This is a genomic window from Pseudomonas sp. NY15372 (genome assembly GCF_048068215.1).
In the GTDB taxonomy this organism is placed as follows: Bacteria; Pseudomonadota; Gammaproteobacteria; order Pseudomonadales; family Pseudomonadaceae; genus Aquipseudomonas; species Aquipseudomonas guariconensis_A.
Map to the genome: position 1 here is coordinate 98,929 of NZ_JBLUPY010000003.1, position 15,967 is coordinate 114,895.

At 64.3% G+C, this 15,967-nt stretch carries 14 protein-coding genes; 4 read left to right on the forward strand and 10 right to left on the reverse strand.

What is annotated here, in order from left to right:
* Nucleotides 1-74 precede the first annotated feature (74 nt).
* Complete coding sequence (gene msrA / locus ACNFG0_RS03660) at nucleotides 75-743, forward strand: peptide-methionine (S)-S-oxide reductase MsrA (RefSeq protein WP_196143966.1); 669 nt, start codon at nucleotides 75-77, stop codon at nucleotides 741-743.
* A gap of 9 nt (nucleotides 744-752) precedes the next feature.
* On the forward strand, nucleotides 753-1,376 hold the full coding sequence (locus tag ACNFG0_RS03665) for a glutathione S-transferase (RefSeq protein ID WP_196143965.1): 624 nt from the start codon (nucleotides 753-755) through the stop codon (nucleotides 1,374-1,376).
* Between the two features lie 160 nt (nucleotides 1,377-1,536).
* On the opposite strand, the gene creD is transcribed toward ACNFG0_RS03665, so the two are convergent.
* The 4 genes from creD to ACNFG0_RS03685 all read right to left on the reverse strand — a co-directional run bounded on the left by creD (nucleotide 1,537) and on the right by ACNFG0_RS03685 (nucleotide 5,926).
* Nucleotides 1,537-2,865 carry a cell envelope integrity protein CreD gene (gene creD / locus ACNFG0_RS03670; protein ID WP_196154464.1) on the reverse strand — a complete coding sequence of 443 codons (1,329 nt, stop codon included), beginning with the start codon at nucleotides 2,863-2,865 and terminating at the stop codon, nucleotides 1,537-1,539.
* A gap of 249 nt (nucleotides 2,866-3,114) precedes the next feature.
* Nucleotides 3,115-4,548, reverse strand: a complete 1,434-nt coding sequence (gene creC / locus ACNFG0_RS03675; protein WP_196143963.1) for a two-component system sensor histidine kinase CreC — start codon at nucleotides 4,546-4,548, stop codon at nucleotides 3,115-3,117.
* Complete coding sequence (gene creB, locus ACNFG0_RS03680) at nucleotides 4,548-5,222, reverse strand: two-component system response regulator CreB (protein ID WP_416764034.1); 675 nt, start codon at nucleotides 5,220-5,222, stop codon at nucleotides 4,548-4,550. Before creB ends, creC begins: the two co-directional genes overlap by 1 nt.
* A gap of 203 nt (nucleotides 5,223-5,425) precedes the next feature.
* Nucleotides 5,426-5,926 carry an ATP-dependent zinc protease gene (locus ACNFG0_RS03685; protein ID WP_416764035.1) on the reverse strand — a complete coding sequence of 167 codons (501 nt, stop codon included), beginning with the start codon at nucleotides 5,924-5,926 and terminating at the stop codon, nucleotides 5,426-5,428.
* 182 nt (nucleotides 5,927-6,108) lie between these two features.
* Here ACNFG0_RS03685 and ACNFG0_RS03690 point away from each other — a divergent pair, with 182 nt between their 5' ends.
* Nucleotides 6,109-6,996 (forward strand): acyltransferase, encoded by an 888-nt coding sequence (locus ACNFG0_RS03690; protein ID WP_196154467.1) that lies wholly within the window; start codon nucleotides 6,109-6,111, stop codon nucleotides 6,994-6,996.
* A 235-nt stretch (nucleotides 6,997-7,231) separates the two neighbouring features.
* Nucleotides 7,232-8,590: an APC family permease gene (locus ACNFG0_RS03695; RefSeq protein WP_196143959.1), complete on the forward strand. Its 1,359-nt coding sequence runs from the start codon at nucleotides 7,232-7,234 to the stop codon at nucleotides 8,588-8,590.
* Between the two features lie 140 nt (nucleotides 8,591-8,730).
* Here ACNFG0_RS03695 and ACNFG0_RS03700 read toward each other — a convergent pair whose 3' ends face one another.
* The 6 genes from ACNFG0_RS03700 to ACNFG0_RS03725 form a co-directional block, all read right to left on the reverse strand.
* Complete coding sequence (locus ACNFG0_RS03700) at nucleotides 8,731-9,309, reverse strand: DUF2780 domain-containing protein (RefSeq protein ID WP_196154468.1); 579 nt, start codon at nucleotides 9,307-9,309, stop codon at nucleotides 8,731-8,733.
* Between the two features lie 185 nt (nucleotides 9,310-9,494).
* Nucleotides 9,495-10,694 (reverse strand): formaldehyde dehydrogenase, glutathione-independent, encoded by a 1,200-nt coding sequence (gene fdhA / locus ACNFG0_RS03705; protein WP_196143957.1) that lies wholly within the window; start codon nucleotides 10,692-10,694, stop codon nucleotides 9,495-9,497.
* A gap of 245 nt (nucleotides 10,695-10,939) precedes the next feature.
* Nucleotides 10,940-11,797 (reverse strand): formyltetrahydrofolate deformylase, encoded by an 858-nt coding sequence (purU, locus tag ACNFG0_RS03710; RefSeq protein ID WP_196143956.1) that lies wholly within the window; start codon nucleotides 11,795-11,797, stop codon nucleotides 10,940-10,942.
* A gap of 11 nt (nucleotides 11,798-11,808) precedes the next feature.
* Nucleotides 11,809-12,441 (reverse strand): sarcosine oxidase subunit gamma, encoded by a 633-nt coding sequence (locus ACNFG0_RS03715; RefSeq protein ID WP_196143955.1) that lies wholly within the window; start codon nucleotides 12,439-12,441, stop codon nucleotides 11,809-11,811.
* Nucleotides 12,442-12,617: 176 nt separating this feature from the next.
* On the reverse strand, nucleotides 12,618-15,635 hold the full coding sequence (locus ACNFG0_RS03720; RefSeq protein ID WP_196143954.1) for a sarcosine oxidase subunit alpha: 3,018 nt from the start codon (nucleotides 15,633-15,635) through the stop codon (nucleotides 12,618-12,620).
* Nucleotides 15,632-15,964, reverse strand: a complete 333-nt coding sequence (locus ACNFG0_RS03725) for a sarcosine oxidase subunit delta (protein WP_196143953.1) — start codon at nucleotides 15,962-15,964, stop codon at nucleotides 15,632-15,634. Before ACNFG0_RS03725 ends, ACNFG0_RS03720 begins: the two co-directional genes overlap by 4 nt.
* Nucleotides 15,965-15,967: the final 3 nt, after the last annotated feature.

Sequence of the window (15,967 nt, forward strand, 5' to 3'; positions counted from 1 at the left end):
GGAGCCAGTGTGTGTGCCCGCTTGCCGGCGATGGGGCCATACCCTGTCCAACTGAAAAACACAGAGGAACGGCCATGGTCCTGCGTTCGGAAATCCTGGTGAACAAAAACGTCATGCCCACTGCGGAACAGGCCTTGCCTGGCCGCGAAACGCCAATGGCCTTGCCCGAGTTCCACTACGTCTTCAAGGAGACCCCGCTGCTGGGCCCCTTCTTCGAAGGCGACATCGATTTCGCCATCTTCGGCCTGGGCTGCTTCTGGGGTGCCGAGCGCCGCTTCTGGCAGCGCGAAGGGGTGGTCAGCACCGTGGTCGGCTACGCGGGCGGTTTCACCCCCAACCCCACCTATGAAGAAGTCTGCTCGGGCCTGACCGGCCACACCGAAGTGGTGCTGGTGGTGTTCGACAAGAACAAAGTGAGTTACCGCGAGCTGCTGGCGATGTTCTGGGAACTGCACAACCCGACCCAGGGCATGCGCCAGGGCAACGACATCGGCACCCAGTACCGCTCGGCGATCTACTGCACCAGCCCCGAGCAACTGGAGCAGGCCAAGGCCAGCCGTGACGCCTTCCAACAAGAGCTGAGCAAGGCCGGCTTCGGTGAGATCACCACTGAGATCGACCAAGCCCCGACTGTGTATTTCGCCGAGGCCTACCACCAGCAGTACCTGGCCAAGAACCCCGACGGCTACTGCGGCATCGCCGGTACCGGCGTATGCCTGCCACCCAGCCTGCAAGGCAACTGAGGACCGGCCATGGCGACAATGACCCTGTTTCACTCGCCCCTCTCGCCGTTCGTGCGCAAGGTGATGGTCGTGCTGCACGAGACCGGGCAGCTCGAGCGCGTTGCTCTGCAGGCGGTCAATGTGAGCCCGGTGAGCGGCGACGAGCAGCTCAACCAAGGCAACCCGATCGGCAAGATCCCGGCCTTGCGCCTGGAAGACGGCACCGTGCTGCACGATAGCCGGGTGATCTGCGAGTACCTCGACCTGCAGCACGTCGGCAATCCCATGATCCCTCGCGAGGGCTCGGCGCGCTGGCGTCGCCTGACCCTGGCCTCCCAGGCCGATGCGATCATGGATGCGGCGGTCTCGACCCGCTACGAGACCTTCCTGCGCCCCGAAGACAAGCGCTGGGAAGGCTGGGTGCAGGCCCAGAGCGAGAAGATCCGTCGTAGCCTGGCCAACCTGGAGCAGGAGCATCTGGCCGAACTCGCCTCCACCTTCGACATCGCGGCCATCGGCGTGGCCTGCGCGCTGGGCTACCTGGACCTGCGCCAACCGCAGTTCGGCTGGCGCGAGCAACAGCCTGGCCTGGCGGCCTGGTATGCCGAGGTGGCCAAGCGGCCATCGATGGCCGCTACGCAACCGGTGGCTTGACCCATCCTGATCGCCGGCAAGCCGGCTCCCACAAGAGCTCGGCCTGCACCCTCCCAGTGGGAGCCGGCTTGCCGGCGATCGAGATCACACATTCGTCTGCAGCGAACAAACAGCGAGGCGATCATGGACGCCAGCCATCGTCCCTTTTCCCGATCCTCCCTCATGCCTCCCTCCCCACCCGCGCCCAATCCAGCCGGCGGGTCAGCACCATGAACAGCCCAAGCAGGCCAAAGCACAGCAGCGAGCCCATCAGCAGCGCATAGTCTTCGGCGCCGAGCAGGCCATAGAGCAATGCGTACAGCACCGCCAACCCCGCCGCGAACCCGACGCCCCGCCATAGGCTGCCCAGCACATGGCTCAGGTAGAAGCCGATCAGCAGCACACAGGCCGAGGCCGATACCCCATAGGCCAGGCCAAAGCCCAGGTGCTCGGACAACGACAGCAGCAACAGATAGAAGAACGCCAACGCCACGCCCACCAAGGCGTACTGCACAGGATGGACGCTAAAGCCCTTGAGTACTTCGAAGAGGAAGAACCCGGCAAAAGTCAGGGCGATGAACAGCAGTGCGTATTTAATCGCCCGCTCGCTCTTGAGGTACTGGTCCACCGGGTCGACGAAGCTCACACCAAAGGCACGCTCGTCGAAGCCTGCGCATTGCACTTGGCTAGCGCATTGGCGCACGGCGTCTTCGAGGTTGGTGGCGAAAAAGCTGGTCTGCCAATGGGCCTTGAAACCTTGCCCATCGATCTCCCGGCGGCTGGGCAGGTAATTGCCGATGAAGCTTGGGTGTGGCCAGTTGGCGCGGATGTCCACGCTGCTGCTGCGGCCCACCGGCACCACATGCAGCTGGCCGGTGCCCTGCAAGGCGAGGTCGAAGGCGTAACTGAATTCACCCGCCTTGCCTGCAGCGAGCATCGGCAACCGCGCGTGTACCCCGCCGCCCAGCCAGTCCAGGCCAGTACCCGGCTCGAACGGCAAATGCCGGTCGCCCAGGTTCAGCTGCGGGGCATTTTCGATGCCGCGGATATCGCTGATGCCCACCACCAGGTAAGGCGTGTCGAAACGGTAGTCGTCGAAGTCTTTCTCGATGCCCCAGCGCTCGGGGAGCTTGAAGCGCCCAGCGACCCGGCTGCGGGCGTGGAACAGGCGGGCCTGGTAGATGCCTCGGGCACGCAGCTCGGTGTCGGCCTCTATCGTGGCGTCGAAGGTGTCCGGCAGGAAATACAGCTGGCCGGTGACCGTGCTGGTTTCCTGAAGGCGTTGGCCGTCCTTTTCGATCCAACGACGCTCGTACTTGCGGTACGGCACCACCAGCAGGGGGCCACTGAGCCGTTGGGCGAAGCTCGAGCTTGCGGCAATGTCCTGGATCACGCTGTCGCGCAGGGCCTGACGCTCGGCAATCAGGCCACTGATCATCAGCAGGGGGATCAACAGCAGCACGGTCAGCAAGGTGATCGTGGCGAGCTTGAAACTCAGGGTTTTGGTCATGGGTGGGCGCTCCGTTTGCGGTGGGCGCAGTGTGGAGCGGGGATGTGGAGGGCTTGTGGAGACAAGATGGAGATTGGGTGTAGTTGGGGCTGCTAGGCAGCCCTTTCGCGGCACAAGGCCGCTCCTACAGGGGTGGATGGTTGGGGCTGCTCTGCAGCCCTTTCGCGGCGCAAGGCCGCTCCTACAGGTACAGGCAGGTTGTGGGTGTTGGTGTGGGAGCGGGCTTGTCCCGCGATTGGGCCCTCGAGGTCAGTCGATTCTGCGTGCCGGCAACCACAATCGCACGCGCACGCCACCCTCGACGTTGTCCACCTCCAACGCGCCGCCATGCAGTTGCATCACCTCGGCGACGAAGTTCAGCCCCAACCCCGTGCTCTTGCGCCCGCTGCCCGGTCTTGGCAACGAGTAGAACCGTTCGCTGACGCGCCCGATGGCGTAATCGGGAATCGCCTCCCCCTGGTTGAACACGCTCAAGGCTACCCGTTCCCCCTCGTGCGCCAGCTCGAACAACAACGCCCCGCCTTGCGGGGTGAAGTCCAGCGCGTTGTCCAGCAGGTTGGCCAGGGCCTGGCGCATCAAGAACGGATCGCACAACAAGCGTAGGCCCGCCGGCACCCGCTGGCGCACTTGCAGGCCAGCAGCCTCGATACGTGCGGTGTGGGCCAGCAGCAGTTCATCGACCAACGCAGCCAAGGCCACCTGTTGCTCATCCTCCAGCGCCTGCATCTGCTCGACGCGGGCCAGGTTAAGCAGGCGCTCGATCATCTGCTGCAAGCGCCCGCTCTCACGCTCGATATTGCCGGCGAATCGCGCTCTTTGTTCAGCCGGCATGTCGCCCTGCAGCAGCTCGGATGCGCCGCGGATCGCCGCCAAGGGGCTCTTGAGTTCATGGGTCAGGGTATGCACATAGCGCTCGACATAGGCCTTGCCTTCGAGCTGGGTGCGCATGCGTTCCACCGCCGTAGCCAACTGCCCGAGCTCGCCGCCCTTGTAATGCGGCAACGCGGCGCGCTGGCCCTCGCTGACCGCCTGGGCGTAGCGGGTCAGGCGACGTAGCGAGCGGGCCAGCCACCAGGACAGCGCAGCGCCTACCAGCAAGCCCAGGCCTATCAGCCCCAGGCCGAGGTTCAGCAGGCGCCGCTCGGCACGGTCGATGTAGGGCTGCAACGAGCTGTTGGGCTTGGCCACCGTCACCACGCCGATGATCCTGCCCTCATCGAGGATCGGCGCGGCGACGTGCATCACCGAGGTGCTTTCGTCATCCGGGTCGCTGCGGGTGGAGCGGGCGCCATATTGGCCGCGCAGGGTCAGGTAGACGTCGTTCCAGCGCGAATAGTCTTTGCCCAGGCCCTGGCCGCTCGAATCGAGCAACACGGTACCCTTGGCATCGGTAACGTAGATGCGGTGGCTGACCTGGTTCTTCGCCAGCCCCCAAATCTGGGCCCCCGGCCTGCGCTCGCCATAGGACGCCAATACCTGGGGCAGGCGCCCCTGGTTCAAGGTACCGGCCTTCACATCGTCGCGCAGGATCTCCGCCAGCAGGTTGGCGGTGTCCACCAGGGTTTCTTCGGAAGACTGGCGCACCACCGGACGGATCTGTTCGCGCACGGTGTTGAGCAGGAAATAGCCAGACAACCCGACGAACAGGAAATACACCAGGAAGATGCGGATGCCCAGGCGCATCAGGCGTGGTCCGGGCTGTAGCTGTAGCCAAGCCCTCGGTGGGTCTGGATCGGCTCGGCGTCGGCGGCGACCTGACGCAGCTTGGCACGCAGGCTCTTGATGTGGCTGTCGATGGTGCGCTCGTAACCCGCGTCGGAGGGCACGCCCACGGCATCGAGCAATTGCTCGCGGCTGAACACCCGGCGAGGCTGTTCCAGCAGGCACTGCAGCAGGCGAAACTCGTGTCGGGTCAGGGCCAGCGGCTGCGCACGGTAGCTGATTTGCATGCTCAGGGTGTCGACCTGGAATGGCGCCGCCAGGGGCTCCACACGCGGGGCCATGCGCTTGAGGATCGCCCGCACCCGCGCTGCCACTTCACGGGGGCTGAATGGTTTGACCACATAATCGTCCGCGCCGATCTCCAGGCCCACCACCCGGTCGATCTCGGCGTCACGGGCGCTGAGGAACATCACCGGAACCTCGGTGAAACGGCGCAGTTGGCGGCACGTCTCGAAGCCACTGATGTCCGGCAAGCCGATATCGAGGATCACCAGGTCCGCCGGGCGCGCGCGCTGCTGCTCGATAGCCGCGCTGCCGAGGGTCACCCATTCGGTGCTATGGCCGTCGGCCTGCAGGGCGTAGACCAGCGTGTCGGCGATGGCGGATTCGTCTTCGACGATGAGGATGTGCGGCATGGCGTCCGGCCTTGCAGATAGCGAAGCTGGACATATAGGCAACTTTCAAGCAGGGCGCAATCCCTGTAGGAGCGGCCTTGTGCCGCGAAAGGGCTGCAAGGCAGCCCCAGCGATATCGACGCGACGCCGAAATTTTGGGGCTGCTATGCAGCCCTTTCGCGGCGCAAGGCCGCTCCTACAGGGGGGGCTGCGTCGCGTTCGGATCAGCAGTCTGGCTTGCCCGCGGTGAACTTGCGCGCCGGGTTCACGGCGGCCTTGAATTCACGCAGGGCCTTGGAGCCGATCAGCAACGGGTAGTTGAAGCTGCTGCGGTCGGTCAGGTTGACCTCCACGGTGCGCTTCACATCGCCCAGGCACAGTTCCAGGTCGACCACCGGGCGCTTGGTGATTTCCGGTTCCTCACCCTCGTCTTCTTCGTCGGCGCGGTTCTTGATCTTGCTGATGCGCGCCACCTTGTGTTCATAGACCTTGTCACCGGCATCCTTGGTGGCCAGGCGGAAACGCACCCAGTCCTCACCGTCGCGGGTGAAGCGTTCGGTGTCCTTGGCCGACAGCGACGCGGTCAGGGCGCCGGTGTCCATCTTGGCCTTGAAGGTTTCGCCGATTTCCGGCACGCCAATGTATTCGTAGCGGCCATAGAGAGTCGGTTCGGCAGCCATCACGGGAAGGCTGAGCAGTGACAACAGGGCAAGCATCGATTTCACAGGTTACGCTTCCTTGAGGTGGGGCAGTACTTAGACCGCGCGAGCACGATAGGTTCGTTGTCACAGCTTATCCAACATAATGTGAAACATTTGTCCCCAGGATCGGACATTGGACATTTGGCGTAGGGCCATGCCCCACTTATCATTGCCAACCGCTTTTATCTGACAACAAGAGTCCTTTTATGCGTCGCCTGCTGACCGGCATTCTCACCACCGTCCTGCTGCTGCTCAACACCCTCGTGCTGATCGGCCCGCTGATGGTGTTCGCCCTGCTCAAACTGGTTCTGCCGGGCCGTGGCCGCGACTACGCTTCCTGGGCGGTGATGTGGATCGCCGAGACCTGGTCTGAAATCGACAAGGCGATCTTCGCCTTGTGCATCCCGACCCAATGGGACATTCGCGGTATCGAGAAGCTGCGCCAGGACACCTCCTACCTGTGCGTGAGCAACCACCAGAGCTGGGTCGACATTCCAGCGCTGATCGAAAGCCTCAACCGCCGGGTGCCGTTCTTCAAATTCTTCCTGAAGAAAGAGCTGATCTGGGTGCCCCTGCTGGGCCTGGCCTGGTGGGCCCTGGATTACCCCTTCATGAAGCGCTACAGCAAGGCGTTCCTGGACAAGCACCCCGAGCTCAAGGGCAAAGACCTGGAAATCACCAAGGCGGCCTGCGAACTGTTCAAACGCCAGCCGGTCACCGTGGTCAACTACCTCGAAGGCACGCGCTTCAGCGAAGCCAAGCGCCAGGCCCAACAATCGCCCTACCAGCACCTGCTCAAGCCCAAGGCCGGCGGTGTCGCCTTCGTGCTTGCAGCGCTCGGCGAGCAACTCGATGCCTTGCTGGACGTCACCATCGTCTACCCGGGCGACAAGGCGCCGGGGTTCTGGGACCTGCTCAATGGCAGCATCAGCCGGGTGATCATCGACATCCGTGTGCGTGAGCTCGACCCGGCGCTGTGTGCGGGCGACTACGAGAATGATCCTGAGTTTCGCCAGAGGGTGCAGGCCTGGGTGAACCAGCTATGGTTGGATAAAGACCAGCGGATTGCGCAACTGCGCACAGAGCTGCGCTGAGTTCATCCGTTTACATCGCCTGAGCGGCCCAATCGCGGGACAAGCCCGCTCCCATAGGCTCGGCGGAGCATCTGTGGGAGCGGGCTTGTCCCGCGATTGAGCCCTTAAAAGCCCCACCAATTGTCGATTAAAATCCAGATTTATAATCGACATTAGCAACTCTTTGTTTGTCATCACCCGCCCTGGTGGATAAAAATCGATCAACGCACAACTACAAAAATGCCTGGATCGATCGATGGCCAAACAACCTTGCAACGCTGCCGAGGCAGCTCCCCAACTTCGCCGCGTCCTGGGGCTTCCCGCCCTGGTGTTCTTCGGCCTGGTGTACATGGTCCCGCTGACCATCTTCACCACCTACGGCATCGTCACCGAGATCACCGGTGGCCGTACCGCCGGCGCCTATCTCGTGACCCTGCTGGCGATGCTGTTCACCGCCACGTCCTATAGCTTCATGGTCAAGCGCTTCCCGGTCGCAGGCTCGGCATACTCCTACACCAACATGGCCTTCGGGCCGAATGTCGGCTTCCTCGCCGGCTGGTCGCTGCTGCTCGACTACCTGTTCATCCCGATGATCAACTACCTGCTCATCGGCCTGTTCCTGAACATCGCCTTCCCTGCCATACCGGCCTGGGTCATCATCCTGGCTTCGATCGCCCTGGTGACCGTGCTCAACGTGGTCGGCATCCATTCGGTGGCCAAGGCCAGCAACCTGATCGTCGGCGCGCAGATCGTCTTCATCGGCGTGTTCGTGGCGCTGTCCTGCCAATCCCTGGCCGGCCAGCCGGTGGACCTGCTCTCGCCGCTGCTGGGCGATGGCAGCCAGCCGGGCTTCGGCCACCTGATGGCCGGTGCGGCGGTACTGTGCCTGTCGTTCCTGGGCTTCGACGCGGTGTCCACCCTGGCGGAAGAAACCCGGGATGCGCGCCGCGACGTGCCGCGGGCGATCATCCTCACCACACTGGGTGCAGGCCTGCTGTTCACCCTGTTGGCCTACATCAGCCAACTGGTGCTGCCGGGCAGCACGTTCGCCAACGCCGATGCCGCGGCGAACGAAGTGATGTTCAAGGCCGGCGGCCAGTTCCTGGCCAATTTCTTCACCGCCGCCTTCGTCGCCGGCAGCCTGGGCTCGGCCCTGGCTTCCCAGGCCGCCGTGTCGCGCATCCTCTACACCATGGGCCGCGACAAGGTGCTGCCGCAGCGTACCTTCGGCAAGCTGTCGCCACGCTTCGGAACCCCGGTGTTCGCCATCGTGCTGGTGTCGGCCTTCTCGTTGCTGGCCTTGGTCATCGACCTCGCCACCCTCGCTTCGCTGATCAGCTTCGGCGCGCTGGTGGCCTTCTCTGCGGTGAACCTGGCGGTGGTGCGCACGCACCTGGTCGATGAACGCACCCATCGCAACCTCAAGGGCCTGTTGTGCTATGGGGCGGTGCCGCTGGTGGGCCTGGGCCTGACCCTGTGGCTGTGGACCAGCCTGTCGGCGCTCACCCTGGTGATCGGCCTGTGCTGGTTCGCCGTGGGCCTGGCCTACCTGGCGGTGCTCACCGCCGGCTTCCGCCGGCCCGTGCGCCTGGTGGACTTCTCCGAAACCGCCTGACGCCGGACACCCTCCTGTAGGAGCGGCCTTGCGCCGCGAAGGGGTCGCGTAGCGGCCCCAGGGTTTCAGCGTGGGGAATACCGTTTGGGGCCGCTTAGCGGCCCTTTCGCGGCGCAAGGCCGCTCCTACAGGTAATCGTGTCAGACCGAAGGCACGGCCGCCGGTGCCGGGGTCGCCCACAGGCTGCCCAGGTTCTGCAACAGCGAGCCGGCGATGCCTTGCTGGCCCAGGTATTGGAGGATCAGCGGGGCGAACTGACCGATCATGCCGGTGTCCATCCCCAGCAGCTTGAAGGCGTTGTCCAGGTCGCTGCGGTTCTCGACGTTGCCCAGGGCGTTCCCCAGGGGCGAGGCGTTCTGGCTGTTCTGGCCGAGCAGCGCGCCCAGGCCACTCAAACCGCCCAGAGCGTTGGCGCCGGAGAGCAGGTCCAGGCCGGGCACTGCCTGGGTCAGCTGGCCGTAGTCGGTCTCACTCAGGTTGTTGCGCGCCAGCCCCAGCATCGCACCTGCGCCACCGATGGCCTGTTCAGGGGTGATGTTCAGCTCGCTGCCCAAGGTATTGAGCAGGTTGGCCTGGGCGGCCGGGGCCTGCACCTGGCCCTGCTGGCTGGAATTCTGGTTCTGCATCGCCGACACGGCATTGGCCGCATCGCTCAGGTTGTAGGCGAACACCGGGCTTGCAGCCAGGGTCATCAGGGTTGCCAGGGTAAGCGCTTTCATCGGGGAAGGACCTCGTCGGCCGGGATGGCCTGGGAAACGAGGCATTTGACTGGGCAAACGGGGGAATGTTCCGGCCAGCCATCGGGGCCAATCGCGGACAAGCCTGCTCCCATAGGGGGGGCGCGCACTCCTGGCGCCTGGGAAGAAAAAAGCCCCTCGATTCGAGGGGCCCTTTCAGTTGCGAGTTACGCCGCGCCCCACATCTTGTGCGGGTCGATCACGAACTTCTTCGGCACACCTGCATCGAACTCGCCGTAGCCTTGCGGCGCCTGGTCCAGGTTGATCACCTGCACGCCAACCACCTCGGCGATGTTGATACGGTCCCACATGATCGCCTGCATCAGCTGGCGGTTGTACTTCATGGTCGGGGTCTGGCCGGTGTGGAAGCTGTGCGATTTCGCCCAGCCCAGGCCGAAGCGGATGCTCAGCGCGCCGATCTTGGCTGCGGCATCCACCGCGCCTGGGTCTTCGGTCACGTACAGGCCCGGGATACCGATGTTGCCGGCAACGCGGGTGACTTGCATCAGCGAGTTCAGCACGGTAGCCGGCGCTTCATGCTTGGCACCTTCATGGCCGTGGCCACGGGCTTCGAAGCCGACGGCGTCGATGGCGCAGTCCACTTCCGGCTCGCCGAGGATGTCGACGATCTGCTCGTGCAGCGGGGTGTCCTTGGACAGGTCGACCACTTCGAAGCCCTGGGCCTTGGCATGGGCCAGGCGGGCCGGGTTGAGGTCGCCAACGATGACGCAGGCTGCGCCCAGCAGGCGGGCCGAGGCAGCGGCTGCCAGGCCGACCGGGCCGGCACCGGCCACGTAGACAGTGCTGCCTGGGCCTACACCGGCAGTCACGGCACCGTGGTAACCGGTCGGCAGGATGTCGGACAGGCAGGTCAGGTCACGGATTTTCTCCATGGCCTTGTCGCGCTCTGGCAGTTTCAGCAGGTTGAAGTCAGCGTATGGCACCAGCACGTATTCGGCCTGGCCGCCGGTCCAGTCGCCCATATCGACGTAGCCGTAGGCACCGCCGGCGCGAGCCGGGTTGACGGTGAGGCAGACACCGGTGTGCATTTCTTTACAGGAGCGGCAGCGACCGCAGGCGACGTTGAACGGTACCGACACCAGATCGCCGATCTGCATGCGCTCGACGTCGCGGCCCTTCTCGACGATTTCACCGGTGATTTCGTGGCCAAGAACCAGGCCGACCTGGGCAGTAGTACGGCCACGGACCATGTGCTGGTCGGAGCCGCAGATGTTGGTGGAGACCACCTTGAGGATCACGCCGTGCTCGATCTTCTTGCCGCGTGGGTCCTGCATTTTGGGGTAGTCGATCTTCTGGACCTCGACCTTGCCAGCGCCGAGATACACCACTCCACGATTACCAGACATGCTCTTACCTCGCTCGTTTTCTACTTATTGCAGCGGTGGTGGAAGCGCCACCCTTCGTGGGTGGCATGTGTTACTGGAATGGCGGGAATTGTGGGCCTGTCTGGTGATATCGCGGTGACTGGAAGCGACAGGGGGTTGCCTGTTAACGGCAGGACAAAAGTGATGGGCCCACTCGCGGGACAAGCCCGCTTCCACAGGGTGGCGGTGAACCCTGTGGAAGCGGGCTTGCCCCCCGATTGCGTCAGTCAGAGCACGACCGTGCGATTGGCGTTGAGGAACACGCGCCGCTCGATGTGGTACCCCACCGCACGCGCCAGGGTCAGGCACTCGATGTCACGGCCCTTGGCGATCAGGTCTTCGGGGTAGTGGCTGTGGTCCACCACCTCGACGCCCTGGGCGATGATCGGCCCTTCATCGAGGTCGTTGTTGATGTAGTGCGCCGTGGCGCCGACCATTTTCACGCCCTTGTTGTAGGCCTGGTGGTAGGGCTTGGCGCCCTTGAAGCCCGGCAGCAGGGAGTGGTGGATGTTGATCGCCCAGCCATCCAGGCGACGGCACAGCTCGGGCGACAGCACCTGCATGTAGCGGGCGAGGATCACCAGCTCGGCGCCGGTCTCCTCGATCACCTGCAGCACTTTGCGCTCCTGGGCTGGCTTGTCTTTCGGATCCAGGGGGAAGTGGTAGTACGGAATCTTGTGCCATTGGGCCAGGGGTTCGAGGTCCGGGTGGTTGGACACCACTGCCACCACGTCCATGCCCAGCTGGCCGATGCGCTGGCGATACAGCAGGTCGTTCAGGCAATGGTCGGCCTTGGACACCATGATCACCACCTTGGGGCGGTGATTCGGCGCAGTCAGCTCGAAGGCCATGCCGAACGCATCGCTGCGTTCGGCGAGGCCGGCGCGGAAGCCGGCTTCGTCGAAATCGTCCGGCTGGCGGAACTCGACGCGGATGAAGAACCGCCCCGACAGCCGGTCATCGAAGGAGTGATGCTCCGTCACGTAGCAGCGCTGCTCGTAGAGGTAACGCGTGACCACATCGACGGTGCCGAGCATGCTCGGGCAGTCGGCGGTGAGAATCCAAGTGTCCGGTGCCCGACTCATGCGTGTTCTCCTTATGCTTCGATGGACAGACCGTATTCAGCCGACGCGTCCTGCAGCCACAGCCACCAGTAGTCAGCGAAGCTGCGGCGAATCACCAGCTCCCAGGTGTCCTCGGCGGTGCGACGGATCACCAGTTGCGACTTGGCGAACACGGTGCCGACGGCCTTGCCGACCGGGAAGTTGTTCGGGTGTACATCATAGCTGGTGGATTTCATCAGCACGTCGCGCACGTTCGGGCCGCGCAGTTCGAGCAGGGTCTGCCCGCCGCTGATGTTGACCACCTGGATGTGCTGGCCTTCGAGGGCTGCACGCAGCTTCTGCTCGACAGCCAGCTCCTGGCCGCCAGGAACGATCAGCAGCCACTCGTCGGGGCCGACCCACTGCAGCGACATCTCGGCGTTGGCGACGACGGTCAGGGCGACCGGCAGCTCCAGGCCCAGCGCCTTTTTCACGCCAGCGGCGAATGCCGCATCGTGGCCATCGCCACGGAGGGTCAGGTGACCCAGGAACTTGTGCTCACGCAGGGTGACGCCTGCGTTCTTGCGGCCCTTGCCGACCAGGCTGGCCAGGTCGGCATGGTGCAGCGGCGACTCGGCCCGGGCGTTGGAGCCGGGGTTTTGCTGGAAGACGTTGATTACGCTCATTTCTTACCTGCCTTGAATTCTGTTGGTCAGAGCGACACAGCCTCTGGGGAACCTACTGCCTGTGGTGGCCTTGCCGGCCTCATCGCTGGCAATCCAGCTCCCACAGGGACAGCGTCAGCCTTTAGACCTGCATCGTTCCTGTGGGAGCCGGCTTGCCGGCTCGCCACAGGACGGAGTCAGACGTTCTGCCGCTCACCCTTCGGATCGAAGAACACCGAAGACACGATTTCGGCCTCGATCACGCTGCCGTCAGCCTGCGGCGAGTAGACACGCTCGCCCATGCGCTTGAGGCCGCCCTTGACCACACCCATGGCGAACGAATAGCCCAGGGAGTTGGAGGCATAGCTCGAGGTCACGTGACCGACCATGTCCATCGGGATCGGCTGGTTCGGGTCGAACACCAGCTGGGCGCCCTCGGGCAGCCACTTGGTCGGGTCGACAGGCTTGAGGCCGACCAGTTGCTTGCGATCTTCACGCAGGCAGTCCGAACGGGTCATGCCGCGTGCGCCGATCCAGGAGAACGGCTTGTTGCGACCGACACACCAGCCCATGTTGAGGTCGTCCGGGTTCATCGAGCCGTCGGTGTCCTGACCGACGATGATGAAGCCCTTCTCGGCGCGCAGCACGTGCATGGTCTCGGTGCCGTACGGGGTCAGGTTGTACTTCTTGCCCGCCTCGACGATCTGCTCCAGCACGCCCATGGCGTAGTTGGCCTGGACGTTGATCTCGTACGACAGCTCACCGGTGAACGAGATACGGAACACCCGCGCCGGCACGCCGCCGACCAGGCCTTCCTTCCAGCTCATGAACGGGAAGGCTTCCTTGTCCAGATCGATGTCGGTCAGCTCGGCCAGCAGCTTGCGGCTGTTGGGGCCCGACAGGGTCATGGTGGCCCAGTGGTCGGTCACGGAGGTGAAGTACACCTTCAGGTCCGGCCATTCGGTCTGGTGGTACAGCTCCAGCCACTGCAATACGCGGGCAGCGCCGCCGGTGGTGGTGGTCATGATGAAGTGGTTGTCGCCGACGCAGGCGGTCACGCCGTCGTCGAAGACCATGCCGTCTTCCTTGCACATCAGGCCGTAGCGGGCCTTGCCCACATCGAGCTTGGTCCAGGCGTTGGTGTACACGCGGTTGAGGAACTCGCGGGCATCCGGGCCCTGAATGTCGATCTTGCCCAGGGTCGAGGCGTCGAGCAGACCAACGCTGTCGCGCACTGCCTTGCACTCACGCTCTACCGCGGCATGGATATCTTCGCCGGCTTTCGGGAAGTACCAAGGACGCTTCCATTGGCCGACGTCTTCGAACTCGGCGCCGTTCTTCAGGTGCCAGGCGTGCAGCGCGGTGAAGCGCACGGGCTCGAACAGGTGGCCACAGTGACGACCCGCTACGGCACCGAAGGTGACCGGCGTGTAGTTGGGGCGGAACATGGTGGTACCCATCTGCGGGATGGTGATACCCATCGAACGGGCGGCGATGGCCAGGCCGTTGATGTTGCCCAGTTTGCCCTGGTCGGTACCGAAGCCCAGCGCGGTGTAGCGCTTGACGTGCTCGACCGACTCGAAGCCTTCGCGGGTAGCCAGCTCGATGGCCGCTGCGGTGACGTCGTTCTGCTGGTCGACGAACTGCTTCGGCGCACGGGCGGTGCCCTTGTCGTGCGGCACCTGGAACAGGGCCAGGGTCGCTTCTTCCTTGCGTGCAACGACCTTCGGCAGAGTGCCGGTGGTGGCCTTGAAGCCCGCTTCGGTCGCGGCCTGGACGCCGCCTTCGAAACCGTCGGCAATCGCGTCACCCAGTGGGTACACGCCATTCACGCCGCCGACGCAGACGCGTTTTTGCGGAGCATCGCCCGGCACGAAGCCGAGGATGTCGTCACGCCAGATCGGACGGCCGCCCAGGTGGGACGCCAGGTGAACCACCGGGCTGTAGCCGCCGGAGGAGCCGATCAGGTCGCACTCGAGCCATTCGCCCGGGCTGGTGACCTTGTGGGCAACGGCGTCGATCGCAGCGACGCGGGCGCCGGTCACATGCTTGGTGCCCTTGGCCTCGATCACGGCGCTGGAGGTCAGGATGCGGATGCCCTTGGCACGCGCTTCCTCGACCAGCGAGCCGCGTGGGTTGTGGCGCGCATCGGCGATGGCGACCACTTGCAGGCCAGCGTCGTGCCAGTCCAGCGCGGTGCGGTAGGCGTGGTCGTTGTTGGTGGACAGCACCAGCTTGCGGCCCGGGGCCACGCCGTAGCGGCGTACGTACACCGAGATGGCGCCGGCGAGCATGTTGCCCGGCACGTCGTTGTTGCCGTACACCAGCGGACGCTCGTGGGTACCGGTAGCCAGTACCACACGCTTGGCACGCACACGGTGAACGCGGTGACGAACCTGGCCGATTGGAGCGCGGTCGCCGAGGTGGTCAGTCAGGCGCTCGTGGATGGTCAGGAAGTTGTGGTCGTGGTAGCCGTTGACCGTGGCGCGTGGCAGCAGGGTCACTTCCGGCAGCGACTGCAGCTCGGCGACGACTGCGGCGACCCAGTCGGCGGCGGGTTTGCCGTCGAGGGTTTCGCGGGTGTCGAGCAGGCTGCCACCGAACTCTTCCTGTTCGTCGGCAACGATCACGCGGGCACCGCTACGGCCGGCAGCCAGGGCGGCGGCCAGGCCGGCAGGGCCTGCACCGACGATCAGCACGTCGCAGTGCTGGTTCATGTAGTCGTAGCTGTCTGGGTCGTTCTGCAGCGGTGCACGGCCAAGGCCTGCCGCCTTACGGATGTACTTCTCGTAGGTCATCCAGAACGACTTGGGATACATGAAGGTCTTGTAGTAGAACCCGGGCGGCATCATGCTGCCGCCGACCTTGCCGAGGATGCCCATGACGTCGTTGTTGACGTTCGGCCAGCCGTTGGTGCTGGTGGCTACCAGGCCGGAGTACAGGGCCTGTTGAGTGGCGCGCACGTTCGGCACCTGGGTGGCTTCGCTCGAACCCAGCTGCAGGATGGCGTTCGGCTCTTCCGGGCCGGCCGCGATGATGCCGCGTGGACGCGAGTACTTGAAGCTGCGGCCGACGATGTCGACGCCGTTGGCCAGCAGGGCAGCGGCCAGGCTGTCACCGGCATAACCCTGGTAGGTCTTGCCGTTGAAAGTGAAGTTCAGGACCTTGCTGCGGTCGATGCGACCACCGCTGGCGAGGCGATAGACCTGGCTCATACTTTTTCTCCCTGGCCTTTGACGGCCGACTGCGCGGGGTTCAGCTTGCTGGCGGTGACCTGCGGCTTCTCGCCGATCTTGTAGGTTTCCAGAATTTCGTAGGTCTCGGTGTTACGCGTGACGTTGAAGTACTGGCGGCAGCCGGCGACGTGGTCCCACAGTTCGTGATGGATACCGCGCAGGTTGTCGCGGAAGAACATGTAGGTACCCCATTCCTCGTCGGTGCAGGCGCTAGGGTCCAGCGGGCGGGCGATGTGAGCCTGGCCGGAGGAGTGGAACTCTTCTTCGGAGCGCAGCTCGCCGCAGTGGGGACAGAAAATATGCAACATGAC

What these genes read in the sequence shown, in the direction of transcription:
- msrA (WP_196143966.1), top strand. Translation starts at nt 75, where the DNA reads ATGGTCCTGCGTTCGGAAATCCTGGTGAACAAAAACGTCATGCCCACT.
- ACNFG0_RS03665 (WP_196143965.1), top strand. Translation starts at nt 753, where the DNA reads ATGGCGACAATGACCCTGTTTCACTCGCCCCTCTCGCCGTTCGTGCGC.
- creD (WP_196154464.1), bottom strand. Translation starts at nt 2,865, where the DNA reads ATGACCAAAACCCTGAGTTTCAAGCTCGCCACGATCACCTTGCTGACC.
- creC (WP_196143963.1), bottom strand. Translation starts at nt 4,548, where the DNA reads ATGCGCCTGGGCATCCGCATCTTCCTGGTGTATTTCCTGTTCGTCGGG.
- creB (WP_416764034.1), bottom strand. Translation starts at nt 5,222, where the DNA reads ATGCCGCACATCCTCATCGTCGAAGACGAATCCGCCATCGCCGACACG.
- ACNFG0_RS03690 (WP_196154467.1), top strand. Translation starts at nt 6,109, where the DNA reads ATGCGTCGCCTGCTGACCGGCATTCTCACCACCGTCCTGCTGCTGCTC.
- ACNFG0_RS03695 (WP_196143959.1), top strand. Translation starts at nt 7,232, where the DNA reads ATGGCCAAACAACCTTGCAACGCTGCCGAGGCAGCTCCCCAACTTCGC.
- ACNFG0_RS03700 (WP_196154468.1), bottom strand. Translation starts at nt 9,309, where the DNA reads ATGAAAGCGCTTACCCTGGCAACCCTGATGACCCTGGCTGCAAGCCCG.
- fdhA (WP_196143957.1), bottom strand. Translation starts at nt 10,694, where the DNA reads ATGTCTGGTAATCGTGGAGTGGTGTATCTCGGCGCTGGCAAGGTCGAG.
- purU (WP_196143956.1), bottom strand. Translation starts at nt 11,797, where the DNA reads ATGAGTCGGGCACCGGACACTTGGATTCTCACCGCCGACTGCCCGAGC.
- ACNFG0_RS03715 (WP_196143955.1), bottom strand. Translation starts at nt 12,441, where the DNA reads ATGAGCGTAATCAACGTCTTCCAGCAAAACCCCGGCTCCAACGCCCGG.
- ACNFG0_RS03720 (WP_196143954.1), bottom strand. Translation starts at nt 15,635, where the DNA reads ATGAGCCAGGTCTATCGCCTCGCCAGCGGTGGTCGCATCGACCGCAGC.
- ACNFG0_RS03725 (WP_196143953.1), bottom strand. Translation starts at nt 15,964, where the DNA reads ATGTTGCATATTTTCTGTCCCCACTGCGGCGAGCTGCGCTCCGAAGAA.